Source organism: Bradyrhizobium sp. USDA 4474 (assembly GCF_054057515.1).
This window is the reverse complement of sequence record NZ_JBSRZJ010000002.1, coordinates 4,172,143-4,193,737: the sequence shown is the minus strand read 5'-3', so window position 1 is coordinate 4,193,737 and position 21,595 is coordinate 4,172,143. Positions and strand designations below refer to the sequence as shown.

The following is a 21,595-nucleotide window of genomic DNA, read 5'->3' as shown; positions in this document are numbered from 1 at the left end:
CCATGTCTGTATCCACCTCGCCGGAACGAACCGCCCTCATCAACGCCGCGCGCGAGCGCATCCTCGTGCTCGACGGCGCCATGGGCACGATGATTCAGAACCTGCAGTTCGACGAGGCTGCCTTCCGCGGCACGCGCTTCAAGAACTTTCATCGCGACCTGCGCGGCAACAACGATCTCCTGATCCTGACCCAGCCGCAGGCGATCGAGGACATCCACGCCGCGTATTTGCGCGCCGGCGCCGACATCGTGGCGACCAATACCTTCTCGACCACTTCAATCGCGCAGGCCGATTACGACCTCACCGACATTGTGTATGAAATGGCGCGCGATGGTGCCCGCCTTGCCGGCAATGCCGCCCGGCGCGTCGCCGCCGAAGACGGCAAGCCGCGCTTCGTTGCGGGTGCCATCGGGCCGACCAACCGTACCGCCTCAATCTCGCCTGATGTGGCCAATCCCGGCTACCGCGCCGTCACCTTCGACGATTTGCGCAAGTCCTATGGCGAGCAGATCCGCGGCCTGATCGACGGCGGCGTCGACCTGCTGCTGGTCGAGACGATCTTCGATACGCTCAACGCCAAGGCGGCGCTCTACGCCATCGCCGAGATCACCGAAGAACTCGGCATCGACATGCCCGTGATGGTGTCGGGCACCATCACCGACAAGTCCGGCCGCCTGCTCTCGGGCCAGATGCCGGAGGCGTTCTGGAATTCGGTGCGGCACGCCAAGCCCGTTACCATCGGCTTCAACTGCGCGCTCGGTGCGGAAGATTTGCGCGCGCATATCGCCGACATCGGCCGCGTCGCAGACACGCTGGTCTGCGCCTATCCGAACGCCGGTCTGCCCAACGAATTCGGCCAGTATGACGAAACGCCGGACTACATGGCCCGCCTGGTCGGCGAATTCGCGCGCGACGGCCTCGTCAACATCGTCGGAGGCTGCTGCGGCACCACGCCGGATCATATCGCGGCGATTGCTCACGCCGTCGCCCCGCACAAGCCGCGGATCGTTCCCGAGATCGCGCCACGCTTAAGGCTTTCCGGCCTCGAGCCCTTCGTGCTGACGGATGCGATTCCGTTCGTCAACGTCGGCGAGCGAACAAACGTCACCGGCTCCGCCCGCTTCCGTAAGCTGATCACCGCCGGCGACTACACCGCCGCGCTCCAGGTGGCGCGCGACCAGGTCGAGAACGGCGCGCAGATCATCGACGTCAACATGGACGAGGGTCTTCTGGATTCGGAGGCCGCGATGGTGACGTTCCTGAACCTCGTCGCCGCCGAACCAGACATCGCCCGCGTTCCTGTGATGGTCGACTCCTCGAAGTTCTCGGTGATCGAGGCCGGCTTGAAATGCGTGCAGGGCAAGCCGGTGGTCAATTCGATCTCGATGAAGGAAGGCGAAGCGAAGTTCATCCACGAAGCAAAAATCGCCCGCCGCCATGGCGCGGCTGTCGTGGTGATGGCGTTCGACGAAGTCGGCCAGGCCGACACGTTCGCGCGCAAGACCGAGATCTGCAAGCGTGCCTACGACATCCTGGTGAACAAGGTCGGCTTCCCGCCCGAGGACATCATCTTCGATCCCAATATCTTCGCGATCGCGACCGGCATCGAGGAGCACAACAACTACGGCGTCGACTTCATCGAGGCGACGCGCTGGATCCGGCAGAACCTGCCGGGCGCGCACATCTCTGGCGGCGTCTCGAACCTGTCGTTCTCGTTCCGCGGCAACGAGCCGGTGCGCGAGGCGATGCACTCGGTGTTCCTGTATCACGCCATCAAGGCCGGGATGGACATGGGCATCGTCAATGCCGGGCAGATGATCGTCTATGACGACATCGACCCTGAATTGCGCCAGGTCTGCGAGGACGTCATCCTCAACCGCGACGCGGGCGCGTCCGAGCGCCTCCTGGCGCTGGCCGAGAAATTCCGCGGAAAGAAGACCGAGGCCAAGGAAGCCGATCTTGCCTGGCGCGAATGGCCGGTGGAGAAGCGGCTGTCGCACTCGCTGGTGCATGGCATCACCGAGTTCATCGAGCAGGATACCGAGGAAGCCCGCAAGAACGCGTCACGCCCGCTCGACGTGATCGAGGGACCGCTGATGGCCGGCATGAACGTGGTCGGCGATCTCTTCGGCGACGGCAAGATGTTCCTGCCGCAGGTGGTGAAATCGGCGCGCGTGATGAAGCAGGCGGTGGCCTGGCTGATGCCGTTCATGGAAGAGGAGAAGGCGCGCAATCTCGCCAACGGCATCGGCGCCGAAGGCTCCTCCTCCGCCGGCAAGATCGTGCTCGCGACCGTCAAGGGCGACGTCCACGACATCGGCAAGAACATCGTCGGCATCGTGCTCCAGTGCAACAATTACGAAGTCATCGACCTCGGCGTGATGGTGCCGGCATCCAAGATCGTCGAGACGGTGAAGGCTGAGAAGGCCGACATCGTGGGTCTCTCGGGCCTGATCACGCCCTCGCTCGACGAGATGGCGTTTTTCGCCGGCGAGCTGCAGCGCGAGGGCCTGAAGCTGCCGCTGCTGATCGGCGGCGCCACCACGAGCCGCGTGCATACGGCCGTGAAGATCGATCCGAGCTATCGCGCCGGCCCCGTCGTCCACGTCAACGACGCCAGCCGCGCGGTCGGCGTGGCCTCCTCGCTGCTCTCGCCTGAGAAGCGCGAGGCCTATGCTGCCGAGGTGCGCGCCGAATACGCCAAGATCTCCGAGGCGCATCTGCGTGCGCAGGCCGACAAGAAGCGGCTGAAATTGGCCGACGCGCGCAAGAACCGCGTGCCGGTCGACTTCGCCGCCAGCAAGCCGGTGAAGCCGACCTTCCTCGGCACCAAGAGCTTCGACGACTACGACCTCGCCGAGCTGGTGCCCTATATCGACTGGACGCCATTCTTCCAGACCTGGGAGCTCGCCGGGCGCTTCCCCGCCATCCTCGACGATGCCAAGGTCGGCGAAGTCGCGCGCTCGCTCTACGACGATGCGCGCAGGATGCTCGACAGCATCGTGAAGGAGAAATGGTTCCGGGCGCGCGCCACCGTCGGCTTCTGGCCGGCGAACGCTGATGGCGACGACATCGTGCTCTATGCCGATGAGAGCCGCACCAAGAAGGTCGCGACGCTGCACACGCTGCGCCAACAGCTCGAAAAGCGCGAGGGGCGTTTCAACGCGGCGCTGGCCGACTTCGTCGCGCCTGCGGGCGTGCCCGACTATGTCGGCGGCTTCGTCGTCACCGCCGGGATCGGCGAGGACGCGGTCGCGGAGCGCTTCAAGATGGCCAATGACGATTACTCCTCGATCCTGTGCAAGGCGCTGGCCGACCGCCTCGCCGAAGCCTTTGCCGAGCGCATGCATGCCCGCGTCCGCCGCGAGTTCTGGGCCTACGCGCCTGACGAGACGCTATCGAACGAGGATCTGATCCTGGAAAAATATCAGGGCATCCGCCCGGCGCCCGGTTATCCCGCGCAGCCCGATCACACCGAAAAGGCGACGCTGTTCGCGCTGCTGGATGCGGAAGCGACCGCCGGCGTGAAGCTGACCGAGAGCTTTGCGATGTGGCCGGGCAGCAGCGTATCCGGGCTCTATTTCGCGAACCCCGAGAGCTATTATTTCGGCGTCGGCAAGATCGAACGCGACCAGGTCGAGGACTATGCCGCGCGCAAGGAGATGAGCGTCTCCGAGGTCGAACGCTGGCTGGCGCCGATCCTCAACTACATCCCGGCGCAACAGACTTCGGCCGCCAGGGACGTGAATGCCTCGTTGGCGGCTACACCGGCGAACGACGTCACGTCCAACGACCTCGCCGCGCACCCCCCCGGCTGCACCTGCGCCGTGCATCTGGCCTGGCAGAAAAAGCGCGTCGGGGCGGGTTAGGCTCTTGCCGCACATCCGGTGTCGTCCTGGCGAAAGCCATGACCCATACCGCGTGATCTATCGTGGGAATGATGCTGCAAGTAGCGCAACGCAACATCACAGCGGATGTGCATTCACCCCTGCGGCAGAGCGAGAGGCTGGACGATCTTCTTGAACGGTGCCAGTGCCTCGCAGCGCCCGATTGCGCCGCAGCATCGAAAGCAACGGGGCAGGCCGATTGAAACATCGTTCCTTGGGCGCTACCTTCCGGTGTTTTGAATGCTTCTGCGAAGGGAGTCTCCATGACAAGGTTTGCGTTCTCATGGCTGGCATCGTGCGCGTTCCTGCTTTCTGCAGGCGAAGCTGGTGCGCAGAGCCTCGCGTTGACCAGCCCGGACATCGCCGAAGGCGCAACCATCGCCAACGAGCAGGTATTCAAGGGATTCGGCTGTACGGGCAACAACGTTTCGCCGGCCTTGAGCTGGAGCGGTGCACCGGCAGGCACCAAGAGCTTCGCCGTGACGATGTATGATCCTGACGCGCCGACCGGCAGCGGCTGGTGGCATTGGGTCGTTTTCAATGTTCCAGCTTCCGTCGCTTCGCTTCCAAAGGGGGCGGGCGATCCGAAGAAGAACTTGCTGCCGAAGGGAGCGGTCCAGAGCCGCACCGACTTCGGCAGCGATGGCTATGGCGGACCGTGCCCACCGACCGGCGACAAGCCGCATCACTATCAGATCACCGTCTTCGCCGTAGATGTCGCAAAACTACCTGACGCCAAGGATCATTCGGCGTCGGCAGCGCTGGTTGGTTTCGATCTGCACTTTCACACGCTTGCGAAAGCGACACTGACCGGTCTCTACGGCCGATGAGGTGACCTGGCGACGCTCACGCTTTCGGCGGGGCGAGCGGTTGGACGATCTCCTTGAACGGCGCCAGCGCTTCGCAGCGCTCGGCATGGGCCGCAAGCGCCGGATAGCGTGCGGGATCGAAGAGCTGTGGGTGCGCCTCGCGGGTGAAGCGCACGACGCAGGCGACCGCGACATCGGCGTGGCCGATGCGGTCCCCCAGCCAGTACGCCGTCTTCACCTTGGCGCGCTCGGCTTCCAGTACCTTCAGCACGTCGCCGATCTGTGCCTGGCAGCGCTCGACCCACAGCGCGAGCTGCTCCTTCCGCAGCACCCGCTCGTAGAGCAGGCTGACCGCCTTGTCGCCGAGGCCGGTCGCGAGTGCGCAGATGCGCAGGTGCCGGCGACGCTCAGCGCCGCTTCGCGGCAGCATCGCCTTGTCGGCTCCGACAAGCTCGTCGAGATAGTCCAGAATGATCGTGCTCTCGATCAGCGCCTCGCCATCATCACACACCAGCGTCGGCACGCGGCGCAGCGGATTGTACGGCGCGATCTTGTCGGCATCGCCGAAGGTCGACCACGGCTTGTGCTCGAAGGTGATCCCGTAAAGCCGCAGCGCAATCGCGACGCGACGGACGAAGGGGGAATCATATTGGCCTACCAGGAACATGGTGCACCTCTTGTTATTCTCGGGGCCTGACCCGCCTGCCCACGCCAGAACCGCTCGATTGGTTTAAGACGTCGCTCGCAATATCGCCTGCCGGTTCTTCGCCGACAACCGTCGAACGGATGACGAGACCATGTTCTGCGACGCCCTCATGAACTGGCGGCACGGGGGATTCACCTGCCGCGACTGCGCCGACTCACTTCAACGCCGTCCGGCGCGGACCTTTGCCGCGAGCGGTTGGCAGAGGACGACAACGTCCATAAATGGCCGCGGGGCCCAAATGCTATTCGATGATCGGCACGTGCTTCGCCGCATCACGCGGTGCCGTTCCGTCGAGGCGCGGATCATCCGCGACCTCGACCTGCCGTCGGAACGGACGAAATCCCGAGCGCTGATAGAAGGCGACGGCCGAGGGATGATCGAACGTGCAGGTGTGGACCCAGACGCGATGCACGCCGTTTGACCATGCACGCTCCAGTGCGCGGTTCATCAGGAAGCGGCCGGCGCCGGTGCCGATCAAGCTATCGGTGACGCCGAAATAGACCAGCTCGCATTGGCCCGGTTCGCGGAAATCCAGCTCGAGCATGCCTTCCTCGCGGCCGTCAACGACGAGGGCGTAGATCTCGATACCTGCAGCGTGGATGATCGCGGCAAGCTCGGTGCCGTTCATGCGGGCTCGTGAGAACCACAGCCAGTTCTCACCGACGCGCCGGAAGAGATCGCGGTACCAGGCAAGTGCGGGCGCTTCGACCCTGCGCAGCAACCATTTGCCGGGCGGATCGTCGCGGCGCGGGGGCGGTGCGGTCATCTCAAGATGCGTGACGACTGCGGCGATCTTGCCGGCGGGGATGTCGGAATAGCCGTCGCGGAGGATCATGGAATGGCTCGTTCAGTTTAGGTCAGCGCGACGTCACCTCGGCGTCAGCGTGATTGCCTCCGCGGTCGCAGCCTCCACTGCGCTGCGGCTGTAGAGCAGCGGCACGTATTGCCCCGTCGCCCACAGCGGCGCGAGGTCGCGGTAGTGGCCGCTGAAGGGATCGCCGGATTGCCCTGGCGTGTTGATGGTGCGGCTGGCGTCCCAATTGCCGACGTCGAGCACCATGCGGAACGAGGCGCCCGAGAGGAGCCGGTAATCCGAGCGGCGATAGGTGGCGGCGCGCGGCACGTTGCCGGCGCCACCGAAGGCGAGCGGACCGACAGACATCTGCGTCGCGGTGGCCTTGTCGGCGAGCGGTATCAGCGCGTGGTCGAACTGTGCGACATGCAGGCGGCCCCAGCGCCAGGTGGAGGGATCAGGGCCGAGCTTGCTGATGACATCGGCCACCGCCGCACCGAGGCTGTCGCGCAGGATCTGGTCGCGCGTCACAGCGGGATCGGCGCCAAACGATGCATCCGGAGATTCCAGCGCGGCCACGAGCGCCGAAATGCTGGAGGCCTCAGGCGCGATCAGGCCGGCGGCCTTGGGCGCCGTGATCTTCAACAGCACCGGTCCGAGATGATTGGCGATCCAGACCTCGAACACGGCCGCCGCGGCGCTGTCGGCGGCGTCGCGCGCATCCCAGCGCTTCAACAGATCGAGACCCTGCCTCACATTGGCATCGTCAGAGGTGAGGGGCTGCAACAGCTTGACGAGCCGCCGTCCCATCATGGCGGTGTCGTCGTTCTGCAGATCCATGGCGTCGGCGAGCGTCACCTTGTTGTTGGCCGCGAGCACCTCGGTGATGCGCTGCCAGCGCGCGCTGTCGGACCATTCGAAGCCGACCCTGCGCTCGTTGACCGGATAATCGGCCGGCAGGTTCATGTGGTTGGCGGTGGCGAAATAGCCCTGCTTCGGCTGATAGGATTTCGGCAGCTCGTCCAGCGAGAGAAATCCCTGCCATTCATAGCGGCCATCGCCGGGCACCGGCATCAGGCCGTCGAAATTGAGGCGGCGCGGCGTCTTGCCGGCAGCGACCCACCCGATATTGCCCCTGGTGTCGGCATAGACCTGGTTCTCCGACGGGGCGCCCCAGCGCCGCATGGCGGCGAGGAAACCGCTCCAGTCCTTTGCGGTCATGTAGTCCGACGAGCCGAAATAGGCCGAGGTGCCCGGCTCGAACCAGATCGAACGCACGGCAAAGGCGTGCTTCTTGTCCTCGTCGACGAAGATCACGGGCCCGTGGCGCGTGAATTTCAGCTCAATCTCGCGATTGCCCTCGCCCTTCACCTCCTCCGTCTCGTGAACGATGCGCATGTCCTCCCAGCCATTGCCATAGCGATACTGGTTGGTATCTTGCGGATTGAGTTCGTAGACGTAGAGATCTTCCTGGTCGACGTTGAAGATGGTGAGGCCGAAGGCGATGGTGCCGTTGTGGCCGATCGAGATGCCTGGGAGCGCGGGCTCGCCGGCGCCGATCACGGAGAGACCGGGTGCATTGAGTCCGACGATATAGCGCAGCGAGGGCACGCTGTGCTCGCGATGCGGATCATTGGCGAGGATCGGGCGGCCCGTCGCGGTGCGCGAGGCCGCGATCACCCAATTGTTGGAGCCGATGGTGTCGCGCTGCTGGTCGGCCTCGGTGAGATATTTGTCGGGATCGTGCGCGAGCGCCGCCTTCTGGTCCTTGGGCGCGGCAAAGGCGACGGGGCGCGTCGCGAGATCGTAGGCCGCGAGCACGGCCTTCGGCACGGCGCAGGGATCGAGGCCGTCAGGCACCTTCGTCGTCCAGGCCGGCTCCAGCTTCACGCGGAAACGATCGGCATCGAGGCCGGCGGCGCAAGCGACCAGCGAGCGCTTGACCTCGGAGGAGACGTTGCGCGTCAGGCCGTGGCTGCGAATGCGAACGACATCGTCTGCCGTCCAGGTGTCGGGCATGGTGCCGGCGATCCTGAACTCGATCGGCAGCGGGCGCTTGCCCGCGCGCACGTCGGCGACATAGGCGTTGATGCCGGCGACGAACGCGTCCGCATAGGTCTTCGCCTTGGGGCCGTAGGAGGTCCATTCCGCCTTCATGTCGCCGCGATAGAGAAACAGCCGCAGCGCCTTGTCCTGCTCGACATAGGCCTGGCCGAAATCCTTCGCGAGCAGGCCGAGGCCGCGCTTGCGCCAGAGATCGATCTGCCAGAGCCGGTCCCGCGCGGCGTTGAAGCCCTGCAGGAAGAACAGGTCGTGCTCGTTTCCGGCATAGATGTGCGGGATGCCCCAGACATCGACCAGGATCTGGCCGGGCGCGTCGAGGCCCTCGACGTCGGTCTTGACCTGGCGCGCGCTGAGCAGCGGGTTCGGTTGTTCGCGCGCGATGACGGTGGACGTGAGCAGCGCGGCGGAGATCGCCGCGATGCCGAACTTTTGGATGACCCGGTTGAAATCCGTGTTCATTCTCTCTCCCGTTGTTGTTCTTTTTGCGTGCCGCTAATTTTGGCCCGGTAGCCCGTACAAGAACCCGCCTATTCCTCGCCCTCGTCGCTTGCCAGTACACCCCTCACCGCGCGGGCCCAGCCGGCGAGCTTTCGATCGCGCGTGGCCTGGCTCATGTTCGGCCTGAACCGGTGCTCGAGGCGCCAATTGTCGGCGAATTTCGTCGGCTCGGGATAGACGCCCGCATTGAGGCCGGCGAGATAGGCCGCGCCGAGCGCCGTGGTCTCCTGGATCACGGGACGGTCGACCGGGGCGTCCAGGAGATCGGCGAGGCGCTGCATGGTCCAGTCGGACGCCGTCATGCCGCCATCGACGCGAAGCACGACACTCGCCGTTTCCGAGCTCGGCCAGTCCGCGCGCATCGCCGCCCACAGATCGAAGGTCTGGTAGCAGACGCTCTCGAGCGCGGCGTGCGCAAGCTCGGCCGGGCCGGAGTTGCGGGTGAGGCCGAACAGCGCGCCGCGGACGCGCGGATTCCAGTAGGGCGCGCCCATGCCGACGAAGGCCGGGACGAGATAAACGCTCTGCATGGAGTCGGACTGATCAGCAAGAGGGCCGGTCTCGGCCGCGTGCTTGATGATGCCGAGACCATCGCGCAGCCATTGCACCGCCGAGCCTGCGACGAAGATCGAGCCTTCGAGCGCGTAGGTGCGCTTGCCGTCGAGCTGGTAGGCGATGGTGGTGAGCAGCTTGTTCTTGGAGACCACGGGCGTGGAGCCGGTGTTGAGCAGCGCAAAACAGCCGGTGCCGTAGGTCGACTTCATCATGCCGGGGCGGAAACAGGCTTGCCCGATCGTCGCGGCCTGCTGGTCGCCGGCAATGCCTGCGATCGCGATCGGGCCGCCGAACAAATCAGGCGTGCTCTCGCCGAAGCGGGCGGAGGAATCCTTCACCTCCGGCAGCATCGAGCGCGGCACGCCGATGATCTCGAGCAGTTCGTCGTCCCACTGGCCGGTGTGGATGTTGAACAGCAGCGTACGCGAGGCGTTGGTGGCGTCGGTGGCGTGTACCTTGCCGCCGGTGAGGCGCCAGAGCAGGTAGCAATCGACCGTGCCGAACATCAGCTCGCCACGGGCGGCACGCGCGCGCGCGCCGGGGACGTGGTCGAGGATCCAGGCGACCTTGGTGCCGGAGAAATAGGGGTCGATGATCAGGCCTGTTTTCCGCGAGATCAGCGGCTCGCGGCCATCTGCTTTCAATTTGGCGCAGATGCCGGCGGTGCGGCGGTCCTGCCAGACGATGGCGCGGTGCACGGCCTGGCCCGTGGTGCGGTCCCACACCACGGTGGTCTCGCGCTGATTGGTGATGCCGATCGCCGCGATGTCCTTGGCCGTGATGCCGGCCTGCTCGATCGCGTCGCGGCAGACCATCACGGTCGAGGTCCAGATGTCCTCCGGCTCGTGCTCGACCCAGCCCGAGGCCGGAAAATGCTGCTGAAACTCCTGCTGCGCGCGGGCCGCGATCGAAATGTCGCTCCGGAAGACGATTGCGCGCGAGGAGGTGGTGCCCTGGTCGATGGCGAGGACGAAAGACATGGAAGCTTACCTTGGCGTTTTCTTGGGCGCTCACCCCGGGAGGGGTCATTCTGTCGCGCCAAAGAAACGGGATTGCCGCGGAGAGGTCAAGCTGGCTCTCGCTTACCCTCCCCTGGAGGGGTCCGGGACCAGCGTAGCTCGACCCGCCCCCTCAAGAAGAGGGTAAGCGAAGCGGCGCTGAGATACAATCGCAAGTGGCGCGAAGCCTACACCGCCGCCGTGGTGACGCCGCCGTCGATCACGATCGTCTGGCCGGTCATGAAGCTCGAGGCATCCGAGGCGAGATAGGCGACGGCGCCGGCGATTTCGTCGGGCTCGCCGATGCGGCGCAGCGGCGTGGTCGCGGTGCGGCGCTTGAGGTTGGCTTCGTCTTCCCACAGCGCGCGGGCGAAATCGGTCTTGACGAGGCCCGGCGCGATGCAGTTGACGCGGACGCCCTTCGGGCCCCATTCGCCGGCGAGCGAGCGGCACAGCGCGAAATCGGCCGCCTTGGAGATGCCGTAGGCACCGATCACGGTCGAGCCGCGCAAGCCGCCGATCGAGGAGATGATGACGACCGAGCCGTTGCCGCGTGCCGCCATCTGCGGGATTGCGAGCGCGGAGAGCCAGATGTTGCTCTTGACGTTCGAGCCCATGATCTTGTCGAAGGCCTCGTCCGTGATGTCGAGCAGCGGGCCGTAATACGGGTTCACCGCGGCGTTGCAGACCAGGATGTCGATCTTGCCGTAATGCTGGGTCGCACCCGAGATCAGCGCCTCGACCTCGGCCTTGCGCGCGATGTTGCAGGGGATGACGGTGGCGTCGCCGCCTGAGGCATTGATGCCGTCGGCGACTTCCTTGCACGCGTCCGCCTTGCGCGAGGACACCACGACCTTGGCCCCTAACTTGGCGAGCAGCTCGGCGGAGGAGCGGCCAATGCCGCGGCTGGAGCCGGTGACGACTGCGACTCTTCCGGTGAGATCGAACGGGGTGTTTTTCATTGTCGTTGCTCCGCTGATGCCGCTTGTTCCGTCATTGCAAGGACCGACGCGAGAAGCAATCCAGACTATCTCCGCGGATAGATTCTGGATTGCTTCGCTCCGCTCCAATGACGAAGCAGAGATCTAGATCAACCCACCCGAATCCGCGACGCGGCGCTGGTGGTAGTCGGTGTCGCCGAAGGTGTTCTCGATCATGGTCAGGCGCTTGAAGTAGTGGCCGATCTTCGCCTCCATGGTCATGCCGATGCCGCCGTGGAGCTGGATCGACTGCTGGCCGACGAATTTCAGCGACTTGCCGATCTGCGCCTTGGCCGCAGCGATCGCGTTGGAGCGCTCGTGTGCGTCCTCGAAATCGCTCGCCATGGTCGCGAACATCGACATCGAGCGCGCCTGCTCGGCGGCGACGAACATGTCGGAGGCGCGGTGCTGCAGCGACTGGAACGAGCCGATCGCGACGCCAAACTGCTTGCGGGTCTTGATGTACTCGACCGTGGTCTTGAGCGATTCGTCCATCAGGCCGACCGCTTCCGCGCATAGCGCGACGCGGGCTTCGTCCACCACGCGCTCGATCAGGGCCAGCGAGTCATCGGGATTGCCGATCGCCGCATCCGCGCCGACCTCGACACCGGTGAAGGTGATGTCGGCGGCGTGGAGGCCGTCCTGTGTCGGGTAGGACTTTTTGGTGACGCCCTTGGCATCCGCGGGGACCAGGAACACGCCGATGCCTGACGTGTCGCGGCGGCTGCCCCTGGTGCGCGCGGTGACGACGAGCGTGTCGGCATTCTCGCCGTTGAGCACGACGAATTTTTCGCCGTCGATGACCCAGCCGTCGCCCTTCTTCTTCGCCGTGGTGGCGACGTCGAACAGATCGTAGCGCGAGTTCTTCTCGAGTTGGGCAAACGCCAGCGTCTTGCTGCCGTCGACGATGCCGGGGACATGCGCGGCCTTCTGCGCGTCGGTGCCGGCGTGGCGCAGGAAGCCGCCGCCGATCACGACGGTCGCGAGATAAGGCTCGAGCACCAGAGCCTTGCCGAGCGCTTCCATCACGATCATGGTCTCGACACCGCCGCCGCCGAAGCCGCCATCGGCCTCGCTGAAGGGCAGACCAAGCAGGCCCTGCTCGGCGAGCTTGCCCCAGACGGCTCTGCTCCAGCCGCCCTTCTCCTTCATGTACTTCTTGCGGCTCTCGAAATCGTAGCAATCGGTCAGCAGGCCGTCGATGCTGTCCTTCAGGAGCCGCTGCTCCTCGGTCAAATCAAAATCCATCTCTGTTTCCCTAGGTCATAAATCTCGCACGGAGAGAGGCCCCTCACCCCTACCCTCTCCGTAAGAACGGGAAGAGGGCGAGGAGAGAGCGTCACAATCCCAGCACGGCCTTGGCGATGATGTTGCGCTGGATCTCGTTGGAGCCGCCGTAGATCGAGACCTTGCGGTTGTTGAAGTAGCTCGGCGCGATCTGGGCGGTCCAGTCCATGGCTTCGTTCGAGCCGTCGTCTCCGTGCACATCGTAGGGCGCGGCGAACGGGCCGATCACTTCCATCAGCAGCTCGGTGGTGGTCTGCTGGATCTCGGAGCCCTTGATCTTCAGCACCGAGGACGCCGGATTGGGCTTGCCCTTGCCGTGCTTGCCTTCATCGGCGACGACGCGCAGCTGCGTCAGCTCGAGCGCCTTCAGCTCGATCTCGCAGGCCGCCAGCTTCTCGCGGAACGCCGCGTCCTGGATGATCGGCTTGCCTGACGATTCGACCTTGCCGGCGAGGTCGCGGATACGGCGCAGCCGCTCCTTGGAGACGCCGACGCGCGCAATGCCGGTGCGCTCGTTGCCGAGCAGGAATTTGGCGTAATCCCAGCCCTTGTTCTCTTCGCCGATCAGGTTTTCGTAGGGAACCTCGACGTCGTCGAAGAACACTTCGTTGACCTCGTGGCCGCCGTCGATGGTCTGGATCGGGCGCACGGTGACGCCCTTCGACTTCATCGGGAATACGATGAAGGAGATGCCCATCTGCTTCTTGGCGGACGCATCGGTGCGGCAGAGGCAGAAGATCATGTCGGCGTGCTGGGCCAGCGTGGTCCAGGTCTTCTGGCCGTTGATGATCCACTTGTCGCCCTTGCGCTCCGCTTTCGTCTTGAGCGAGGCGAGGTCCGAACCGGAGCCGGGCTCGGAGAAGCCCTGGCACCACCAATCGTCGACATTGGCGATGCGCGGCAGATACTTCTGCTTCTGCTCTTCATTGCCGAAGGTGTAGATGACGGGGCCGACCATGCTGACGCCGAAGGCGAGCGGCTGCGGCGCCGGATAGGACTGCAGCTCTTCGTTGAAAATGTAGTGCTGCACCGAGGTCCAACCCGTGCCGCCATACTGCTTGGGCCAATGGCTGACGCCCCAGCCCTTCTTGTTGAGGATGCGCCACCACGTCACCATCTCGTCCTTCGAGAGGTGACGGCCTTCGACCAGCTTGCGCCGCGTATCCGGCGGCACGTTCTCGCGGAAGAATGAACGCACTTCCTCGCGAAACGCCTGCTCTTCTTTCGTGAATGCGAGATCCATCGGATCCTCCTATGAATTACTGCAAAATTTCGAACAGACCAGCCGCGCCCATGCCGCCGCCGACGCACATGGTGACGACCGCGTACTTGGCCTTGCGACGGCGGCCTTCGATCAGGGCGTGGCCGGTGAGGCGTGCGCCGGACATGCCGTAGGGATGGCCAACCGAGATCGCACCGCCATCGACGTTGATCTTGTCAGGATCGATGCCGAGCTTGTCGCGGCAATAGAGCACCTGCACCGCGAAGGCTTCGTTCAGCTCCCAGAGGCCGATATCGTCGACCTTGAGGCCATGGCGCTTGAGCAGGCGCGGCACGGCAAACACCGGGCCGATGCCCATCTCATCGGGCTCGCAGCCGGCCGAGACGAAGCCGCGGAAGATGCCGAGCGGCTTGAGACCGCGTTTCGCCGCCTCCTTGTCGCTCATGATCACCGAGGCGCTGGCGCCGTCGGAGAGCTGGCTGGCATTGCCGGCGGTGATGGAGAAGCCGTCGCCGCGCACGGGCTTGAGGCCGGCAAGGCCTTCGAGCGTCGTCTCGGGGCGTGGACCTTCGTCCTGGGATAGCGTCACTTCCTTCATCGAGACCGTGCCGGTCGCCTTGTCGGTAACCGCCATCTGCGTGGTGATCGGCGCGAGCTCGTCCTTGAACTTGCCGCCCTGCTGCGCGGCTGCGGTGCGGCGCTGGCTCTCCAGCGAATATTCGTCCTGGCGTTCGCGCGAAATTCCGTAGCGCTTGGCGACGATTTCGGCGGTGTCGATCATGGGCATGTAGACTTCGCCCTTGATCTTGAGCAGCGCCGGATCCTGGGCGTGGAAGCCGTTCATCTTGTCGTTCTGCACCAGCGAGATCGACTCGCCGCCACCGCCGACCGCGATCTCGACGCCGTCGAAGATCACCGAACGCGCGGCCAGCGCGATCGCCTGCAGGCCCGAGGCGCACTGTCGGTCGATCGTGGTGCCGGCGACCGTCACGGGAAGGCCGGCACGGAGCAACGCCTTGCGCGCGATGTTGCCGCCGGTCGCGCCCTGCTGGAGGGCGGCGCCCATCACGACGTCCTCGATCTCCTTCGGATCGACTTTTGCGCGCGCGACGGCTTCGCTGATGGCGTGACCGAGCAGCGTCGCGCCCTCGGTGGCGTTGAGCATGCCGCGATAGGCCTTGCCGATCGGCGTGCGGGCGGTGGAAACGATGACGGCGTCGGTCAAGAGCGACCTCCTGGTTGCGTGGATTGTGATGTTTTCTGCTGCTGGCGCAGTTCGTGGCGCGACAATTTTCCGACCGGCGTGCGCGGCAGGTCGTCGACGAATTCGACCGCCGCCGGCATTTCGTGCTTGCCGACCTTGCCGGCAAGCTGCGCACGCAGCTCGTCGAGCGAGAACGGCTTGGCGCCCGGCTTCAGCTTGATGAAGGCCTTCGCGGCCTCGCCGCGATAGGGGTCGGGAATGCCGAGCACGATCACTTCATGCACGCCAGGAACGGTGTAGATCGCCTGCTCGATCATCTGCGGATAGACGTTGAAGCCGCCTGAGATGATCATGTCCTTCTTGCGGTCGACCAGGAAGAAATAGCCGTCGGTGTCGACATAGCCGATATCCCCCGTGAGGAAGCGGCCGTCGACGAAAGCCTCCGCGGATCCGGCGGGTCTATTCCAGTAGCCTCTGGTGACGTTCGGGCCCTTGATGCGGATCTCGCCGACTTCGCCCGGCGGCAACACCTTGGTGGGATCTTCGAGCGAGACGACGTCAAGCTCGATACCGGGCAGCATCAACCCGATCGAGCCGGGCTTGTCGGGTCCGACGGGCGGATGGCCGGTGCCGGGCGAGCAGGTCTCGGTCATGCCCCAGCCGCTCTTCAGCTTCTTGCCGACCTTGCGCTCGAAGAAGCTCGCGACCTCGACCGGCAGCGGTGCGCCGCCGGAGCCGATCGCGGTGAGAGAGGAGAAGTCGCGCTTGTCGAGATCGGGCAGTGCCGCGATCGCGATCCACATCGTCGGCACGCCGGGGAAATAGGTCGCGCGCTTGACCTCGATGTCGCGCATCACGGCTTCGACGTCGAAGCGCTGGTGGAGCGAGATCAGATTGCCGCGGCGGAGCGACGACAGCAACACCACGGTGAGCGCATAGATGTGGAACAGCGGCAGCACGCAGATCACGCGCTCGACGACGTCGCCACGCGCCGCACGGGCCGGCTTGCCCCAGATGTCGTAGATCGACACCGCCGAGGTGAGATTTCCATGCGTAAGCATCGCGCCTTTCGGCAGGCCGGTGGTGCCGCCGGTATATTGCAGCAAGGCGACGTCATCGACCGAAACTGCGGGCCATTGTGCCGGCAGCGGCGCGCCCTCGACGAAGGCCTTGAAGGTGACGATGCGGGGATCATCGGGGATCGCCGCCTGCGGCGTGCCGGCCTTGCCCCAGCTGTCGTCCTCGCAGACGACCACGCGATCGATCAGCCCCTTCTCCAGAAATTTCAGAGCGGTCGGCAACAAGGCCTGGAGGTTCGAGGTGACGAGCAGGCGCGAGCCGGAATCGGAGACCTTGTGCGTCAGCGCGATCTCGCCGTCGAGCGGCGACAGATGCGCGACGCGGGCGCCTGCCTTCAGCGCGCCGAAGAAATTGACGGGATGGTCCGGCGTATTGCCGAGGAACAGCGCGACGGAGCTGTTCTTGCCGCAGCCGGCGCGCAGGAACGCGGCCGCCGCGCGCTCGGCCTGAGCGGCCAGCTCGGCATAGGTGATCGGACGATCGCGAAATTCAAGCGCGATGCGCGGGCCGTAAGTTGCGGCGGCCGTCGAGAGCAGGTCGGGCAGCGTGCCCTGGACGATGCTGTCGTCCCAATGCACGCCCTCAGGGTAAAACTGTTCGCCGGGATGGGTCATGGGCGATCGATACTCTGCAAAGCGGTAGTAGCCGGGCCGTGTGAGGTGGGCACCGGCGGATGGGCTCCCCTCCCCCTTGTGGGGAAGGGTTGAGCAAGGGGGTGGCCACAAGCGCCGACCTCGCCCGGGGCTTCCCCCCTCCCCGCCCCTCCCCCACGAGGGGGGACGGAACGGAGAGAGCGCTGCCCTGGAAAGGCATTCGTGATCACCGAGCCCAACCTGTTCACGCCGCCTTCGACTCGGCCGCCAGCGACGCGAACGTCTTGCCTTCGGCAGCCAACTTCTTCAGCAGCGGGGCGGGCTCGAGGCTGGGGTCGTTGGTTTCCTTGGCGTAGTAGGAAAGGCGGTCGGCGATATGCTTGAGGCCGACGCTGTCGGCCCAGAACATCGGGCCACCGCGATAGATCGGCCAGCCATAGCCGTAGAGCCAGACCACGTCGATGTCGGAGGGGCGTGCCGCGATGCCCTCTTCGAGGATCTTCGCGCCTTCGTTGATCATCGGATACATCATGCGCTCGAGGATCTCGTCGTCGCTGACGACGCGCTTCTTGCGGCCGAGACGCAGCAGCGTCTCGTCGATCAGCTTCTCGACCTCGGGATCCGGCATCGGCGCGCGCGAGCCCTGCTCATACTTGTAGTAGCCCTTGCCGGTCTTCTGGCCGAAGCGGCCGGCTTCGCACAGCGCGTCGGCGATTTCCGACTTGATGCCGCGGTCCTTACGCGAGCGCCAGCCGATGTCGAGGCCGGCGAGGTCGCCCATCGCGAACGGGCCCATCGGCATGCCGAATTTTGTGACGACAGCGTCCACCTGCTGCGGCAGCGCGCCCTCGAACAACAGCTTCTCGGACTGCTTGCCACGCTGCGCCAGCATGCGGTTGCCGACGAAACCGTCGCAGACGCCGACCACGGCCGGCACCTTCGCGATCTTGCGGGCGATGCTCACGGCGGTAACCAGCGCATCCGGTGCGGTCTTGTCGGCGCGCACGATCTCGCACAGCTTCATGACGTTGGCCGGCGAGAAGAAGTGCATGCCGAGCACGTCCTGTGGACGCTTGGTCGCCTTCGCGATCTCGTCGATGTTCAGGTACGAGGTGTTGGACGCGAGCACGGCGCCTTGCTTGGCGTATTTGTCGAGCTTGCCGAACACTTCCTGCTTCACCGCCATCGTCTCGAACACCGCTTCGATGACGAGGTCGGCATCGCCGACATTCTCGATTCCGACGACGCCGTTGATCAGCGCCATGCGCTTGGCGGGCGCATCGGCCGGAATGCCGCCGCGGGCGGCGGTCGCTTCCCAGTTCTTCTGCATGATCCCCATGCCGCGCTTGAGCTGCTCCTCGCCTGTTTCGATCAGGGTGACGGGGATGCCGGCATTGGCAAAGGACATCGCGATGCCGCCGCCCATCGTGCCGGCGCCGAGAATGGCAACACGGTTGACCGGGCGCGACTTGGTGCCTTCGGGCACGCCTGCGATCTTGGCGGCTTCGCGCTCGGCGAAGAAGGCGTAACGCTGCGCCTTGGACTGGTCGCTGGCGACGAGCTTGAGGAAACCCTCGCGCTCCTTCTTCAGACCTTCGTCGAACGGGAGGTCGATGGCGTAGCCGACCGCGTCGGCAGCGGCGAACGGCGCTTCCAGGCCGCGCGCCTTCTTGGTCATGGCCGCGACCGCATTGGTGAAGATCGAGCGATCGGCCTTCGCTGCCGCGATCTTTGAATCATCGTCGCGCAGCCGGCGCAGCGGGCGCTTCTCGGCCAGCAGCTTGCGCACGAAGGCTTCTCCGCCGGAGGCCGGGCCTTCGACGATCTCCTCGATCAAGCCGGTCTTGAGCGCTTCAGCCGCACCGATGGGATCCCCACCGACGATCATCTTGACCGCGAGCTCGGGACCGACCGCGCGCGGCAGGCGCTGGGTGCCGCCGGCGCCCGGTAACAGGCCGAGCTTCACCTCGGGCAGGCCGAGCTTGGCTTCCTTCACGGCCACGCGGAAATGACAGGCAAGCGCCACTTCGAGGCCACCGCCGAGCGCGGTGCCGTGAATTGCGGCCACGACCGGCTTGGGCGAGTTCTCGATCTCCGCCAGCACGTCGTTGAGCGCGGGGGCCTTCGGCGGCTTGCCGAACTCGGTGATGTCGGCGCCCGCGATGAAGGTACGGCCGGCGCAGGTCAGCACGATGCCCTTGATGGCGGGATCTGCGATCGCGGCCTTCATGCACTCCAGGATACCGCCACGAACTGCGGCACTCAGCGCATTGACTGGAGGGCTATTGACCGTGACGATCCCGACTTCGTCATGACGCTCAAGCTTGACCACTTCGCTCACGGCTTCCCTCCTTGGTGGGGATTTACTTTTGTTCGATTTCGCGGTGCGGAATTTAATTCCGCATCTTGACGGCAGGGTTATTTTGAAGCACGTGGCTTGTCAACGACTCCGCGCAAGAAGCAGATCAGGGATGAAGCGTACAGGAAAGAAGACCGCGACCGATCGGAATTTCGTCGTCGCGCTTTCCCGCGGGCTTGATGTATTGCGAGCATTCCAACCGAGCGACGGACTTCTCGGCAATCAGGAGATTGCCTCCCGCACCAACCTGCCGAAGCCGACGGTGTCGCGGCTGACCTACACGCTGACGAAGCTCGGCTATCTGACACCGGTTCCCCGTTTCGAAAAGTATCAGCTGGCGCCCGCCGCAATGGCGCTCGGTTACGCCGCGCTGGCCAATCTCGGCGTTCGGCATTTGTCGGAACCGTTTCGCGAGGACGTGATGCGCGCGACGGGGGGGGCCGTCGCAATCGGCGGCCGCGATCGCCAAAGCATGATCTATTTCGGGCAGAGCCGCGGCACCGAGACGGTCGGAGTTCAACTTGACGTCGGATCGCGCGTGCCGATTGCAACCACCGCGATGGGGCGCGCCTATTTCTGGGCGCTGAACGATGACGAGCGCACCGAATTGCTGCGCGAACTGCGCGAGCATTACGGCAGCCGGTGGCCCAAGATGCGCGACGGCCTGGAGCGTTCCGGCGAGACGGTTGCCAAGCATGGCTTCGCGATCTCCGTCGGCGACTGGCACGACGACATCGGCGCAGCCGGCGTTGCGCTCAAGCTCAACGACGGAACCGGTCCCTACGCGTTCAATTGCGGCGCCCCCGCATTCCGCTTCACGGAAGAGCGATTGATCAACGACATTGGACCGCGCTTGCTGGCGATGGTAAGGAACATCGAAGCGGCGCTTGGGGGTCTGATGCCGCAATCCAAAAATGAAGTCAGCAAAAAGCTGAAATCAGGAGGAAAAGTTGCGCGTGTGGCCGAGGGGTTCAGATAGCCTTTGTCGTGTCAGGGAGCGACTCGCGTCGCCCGTTCGCCCACTGATGTCTGTGGGCGAGACGACATGACGCAGGCACAGCTCGCGCAGGGGACATCGCCCCTGCTTGCCGTTCGCGGCGTCAGCGTCGTGTTCGGCGGCATCGTCGCGCTCAACGGCGTGTCCTTTGACATGCATAAGGGCCAGATCCTCGGACTGATCGGCCCCAATGGCGCCGGCAAGACCACGCTCTTCAACTGCCTCTCACGCCTCTACCAGCCGTCATCCGGCGACATCCTGATGGAAGGTGTGAGCATCCTGAATCGACCGCCGCACCGGATCGCCGAGATCGGCATCGGCCGCACCTTCCAGAACGTGGCGCTGTTCCCGAACCTGTCGGTGATGGACAATGTCCGCGTCGGCACCCACGCCCGTACCTCCAGCGACATCATCAGCGACTCGCTGCGCCTGGCTTGGATTCGCCGCAGCGAAACCGGCGTGAACAACAAGGTGCGCGAGATCCTCGCCTATCTCGACCTCGAGGAGGTCGCCCACACCACCGTCTCCGGCCTGCCCTTCGGCACGCAGAAGCGCGTCGAGCTGGCGCGGGCACTCGCGGCCGATCCGAAGATCCTGCTGCTCGACGAGCCCGCCGGCGGTCTCAACCATGAAGAGGTCTACGTGCTCGGCGACCTCATCCGCAAAATCCGTGACGAGCGCCACATGACGGTGCTGCTGGTCGAGCATCACATGGGCCTCGTGATGTCGATCGCGGACCACGTCGTCGCGCTGAATTTCGGCAAGAAGCTCGCGGAAGGCACGCCCGCCCAGGTGCAGGCGGACCCCGACGTCATCAAGGCCTATCTCGGGAGCAAGGACCAATGACTGTTCTGCTCAACGTCAAGGACCTGCGCGCCTATTACGGCCAGGTCCAGGCGCTCCATGGCCTCACCTTCTCGCTCAACGAGGGCTCGCTGACGACGCTGCTGGGTGCCAATGGCGCCGGCAAGACCACCACGCTGCGCGCGATCTGCAACATGGTGCGCTCCACCGGCGGCATCGAGTTCGACGGCAAGCCGCTGAACAACAAATCCACCGAAAGCATCGTGCGCTTCGGCATCGCCCATGTGCCGCAGGGCCGCGGCACCTTCACCACCATGACGGTGGAGGAGAACCTCCAGCTCGGGGCCATCACGCGCAAGGACAATGCCGGCATCGTCTCCGACATCGAGCGCATGTACGCGCATTTCCCGGTTCTGAAGCAGCGGCATACCCAGCAGGCCGGCACGCTCTCGGGCGGCGAGCAGCAGATGCTCGCGGTTGCGCGTGCGCTGATGCTGCGGCCGCGGCTGATGCTGCTCGATGAGCCGTCGTTTGGGCTTGCGCCGCTCGTCGTGCGCGACCTGTTCGGCATCCTCGGCAAGATCAACCGCGAGGACAAGGTGTCGATCCTGGTGGTCGAGCAGAACGCCCAGCTTGCGCTCGAACTCGCCGACCAGGCCTATGTGATCGAGACCGGCCGTATCGTGATGTCGGGCAATGCCAAGGACATCGCGAACAACGAAGAAATCCGCAAATCCTATCTGGGTTACTGAGGAGCCG

At 64.9% G+C, this 21,595-nt stretch carries 15 protein-coding genes; 5 read left to right on the top strand and 10 right to left on the bottom strand.

Going from position 1 to position 21,595, the window contains the following annotated elements:
• Positions 1-2: 2 nt before the first annotated feature.
• On the top strand, positions 3-3,869 hold the full coding sequence (gene metH, locus ACVW16_RS21685) for a methionine synthase (RefSeq protein WP_456736319.1): 3,867 nt from the start codon (positions 3-5) through the stop codon (positions 3,867-3,869).
• A gap of 281 nt (positions 3,870-4,150) precedes the next feature.
• Positions 4,151-4,717, top strand: coding sequence for a YbhB/YbcL family Raf kinase inhibitor-like protein (locus ACVW16_RS21680; protein ID WP_456701159.1), 567 nt, complete (start codon positions 4,151-4,153; stop codon positions 4,715-4,717).
• A gap of 16 nt (positions 4,718-4,733) precedes the next feature.
• Here ACVW16_RS21680 and ACVW16_RS21675 read toward each other — a convergent pair whose 3' ends face one another.
• From ACVW16_RS21675 to ACVW16_RS21630, 10 genes are all read right to left on the bottom strand, one after another.
• Positions 4,734-5,363, bottom strand: coding sequence for a glutathione S-transferase family protein (locus ACVW16_RS21675; protein WP_456736320.1), 630 nt, complete (start codon positions 5,361-5,363; stop codon positions 4,734-4,736).
• A 280-nt stretch (positions 5,364-5,643) separates the two neighbouring features.
• Entirely contained in the window at positions 5,644-6,237 is a 594-nt protein-coding gene (locus ACVW16_RS21670; RefSeq protein ID WP_456736321.1) for a GNAT family N-acetyltransferase, read from the bottom strand.
• A 33-nt stretch (positions 6,238-6,270) separates the two neighbouring features.
• Positions 6,271-8,718 carry a penicillin acylase family protein gene (locus ACVW16_RS21665; protein WP_456736322.1) on the bottom strand — a complete coding sequence of 816 codons (2,448 nt, stop codon included), beginning with the start codon at positions 8,716-8,718 and terminating at the stop codon, positions 6,271-6,273.
• Positions 8,719-8,786: 68 nt separating this feature from the next.
• The gene (glpK, locus tag ACVW16_RS21660) at positions 8,787-10,292 is read right to left on the bottom strand and encodes a glycerol kinase GlpK (RefSeq protein WP_456701155.1); all 1,506 of its coding nucleotides are present in this window, start codon (positions 10,290-10,292) and stop codon (positions 8,787-8,789) included.
• 206 nt (positions 10,293-10,498) lie between these two features.
• Positions 10,499-11,272, bottom strand: a complete 774-nt coding sequence (locus ACVW16_RS21655) for an SDR family NAD(P)-dependent oxidoreductase (RefSeq protein ID WP_456736323.1) — start codon at positions 11,270-11,272, stop codon at positions 10,499-10,501.
• A gap of 123 nt (positions 11,273-11,395) precedes the next feature.
• A complete protein-coding gene (pimD, locus tag ACVW16_RS21650) occupies positions 11,396-12,538 on the bottom strand; it encodes a pimeloyl-CoA dehydrogenase small subunit (protein WP_456736324.1) in 1,143 nt (380 codons plus the stop codon).
• A gap of 91 nt (positions 12,539-12,629) precedes the next feature.
• Positions 12,630-13,820: a pimeloyl-CoA dehydrogenase large subunit gene (pimC, locus tag ACVW16_RS21645; protein WP_456701152.1), complete on the bottom strand. Its 1,191-nt coding sequence runs from the start codon at positions 13,818-13,820 to the stop codon at positions 12,630-12,632.
• 16 nt (positions 13,821-13,836) lie between these two features.
• The gene (locus ACVW16_RS21640; protein ID WP_456701151.1) at positions 13,837-15,024 is read right to left on the bottom strand and encodes an acetyl-CoA C-acyltransferase; all 1,188 of its coding nucleotides are present in this window, start codon (positions 15,022-15,024) and stop codon (positions 13,837-13,839) included.
• Entirely contained in the window at positions 15,021-16,697 is a 1,677-nt protein-coding gene (pimA, locus tag ACVW16_RS21635; RefSeq protein ID WP_456739019.1) for a dicarboxylate--CoA ligase PimA, read from the bottom strand. Before pimA ends, ACVW16_RS21640 begins: the two co-directional genes overlap by 4 nt.
• 223 nt (positions 16,698-16,920) lie before the next feature.
• Positions 16,921-19,017 (bottom strand): 3-hydroxyacyl-CoA dehydrogenase NAD-binding domain-containing protein, encoded by a 2,097-nt coding sequence (locus ACVW16_RS21630; protein WP_456701149.1) that lies wholly within the window; start codon positions 19,015-19,017, stop codon positions 16,921-16,923.
• Between the two features lie 130 nt (positions 19,018-19,147).
• On the opposite strand from ACVW16_RS21630, the gene ACVW16_RS21625 reads away from it, so the two are divergent.
• The 3 genes from ACVW16_RS21625 (at position 19,148) to ACVW16_RS21615 (ending at position 21,588) form a co-directional block, all read left to right on the top strand.
• On the top strand, positions 19,148-20,014 hold the full coding sequence (locus ACVW16_RS21625) for an IclR family transcriptional regulator (protein ID WP_456701148.1): 867 nt from the start codon (positions 19,148-19,150) through the stop codon (positions 20,012-20,014).
• 66 nt (positions 20,015-20,080) lie between these two features.
• Entirely contained in the window at positions 20,081-20,878 is a 798-nt protein-coding gene (locus ACVW16_RS21620; RefSeq protein ID WP_456701147.1) for an ABC transporter ATP-binding protein, read from the top strand.
• Positions 20,875-21,588 (top strand): ABC transporter ATP-binding protein, encoded by a 714-nt coding sequence (locus ACVW16_RS21615; RefSeq protein ID WP_456736326.1) that lies wholly within the window; start codon positions 20,875-20,877, stop codon positions 21,586-21,588. Before ACVW16_RS21620 ends, ACVW16_RS21615 begins: the two co-directional genes overlap by 4 nt.
• The last annotated feature ends 7 nt before the right edge of the window (positions 21,589-21,595 follow it).

Excerpts from the sequence above, each read along its gene's own strand:
- metH (WP_456736319.1), top strand. The coding sequence starts at position 3 with ATGTCTGTATCCACCTCGCCGGAACGAACCGCCCTCATCAACGCCGCG.
- ACVW16_RS21680 (WP_456701159.1), top strand. The coding sequence starts at position 4,151 with ATGACAAGGTTTGCGTTCTCATGGCTGGCATCGTGCGCGTTCCTGCTT.
- ACVW16_RS21675 (WP_456736320.1), bottom strand. The coding sequence starts at position 5,363 with ATGTTCCTGGTAGGCCAATATGATTCCCCCTTCGTCCGTCGCGTCGCG.
- ACVW16_RS21670 (WP_456736321.1), bottom strand. The coding sequence starts at position 6,237 with ATGATCCTCCGCGACGGCTATTCCGACATCCCCGCCGGCAAGATCGCC.
- ACVW16_RS21665 (WP_456736322.1), bottom strand. The coding sequence starts at position 8,718 with ATGAACACGGATTTCAACCGGGTCATCCAAAAGTTCGGCATCGCGGCG.
- glpK (WP_456701155.1), bottom strand. The coding sequence starts at position 10,292 with ATGTCTTTCGTCCTCGCCATCGACCAGGGCACCACCTCCTCGCGCGCA.
- ACVW16_RS21655 (WP_456736323.1), bottom strand. The coding sequence starts at position 11,272 with ATGAAAAACACCCCGTTCGATCTCACCGGAAGAGTCGCAGTCGTCACC.
- pimD (WP_456736324.1), bottom strand. The coding sequence starts at position 12,538 with ATGGATTTTGATTTGACCGAGGAGCAGCGGCTCCTGAAGGACAGCATC.
- pimC (WP_456701152.1), bottom strand. The coding sequence starts at position 13,820 with ATGGATCTCGCATTCACGAAAGAAGAGCAGGCGTTTCGCGAGGAAGTG.
- pimA (WP_456739019.1), bottom strand. The coding sequence starts at position 16,697 with ATGACCCATCCCGGCGAACAGTTTTACCCTGAGGGCGTGCATTGGGAC.
- ACVW16_RS21625 (WP_456701148.1), top strand. The coding sequence starts at position 19,148 with ATGAAGCGTACAGGAAAGAAGACCGCGACCGATCGGAATTTCGTCGTC.
- ACVW16_RS21620 (WP_456701147.1), top strand. The coding sequence starts at position 20,081 with ATGACGCAGGCACAGCTCGCGCAGGGGACATCGCCCCTGCTTGCCGTT.
- ACVW16_RS21615 (WP_456736326.1), top strand. The coding sequence starts at position 20,875 with ATGACTGTTCTGCTCAACGTCAAGGACCTGCGCGCCTATTACGGCCAG.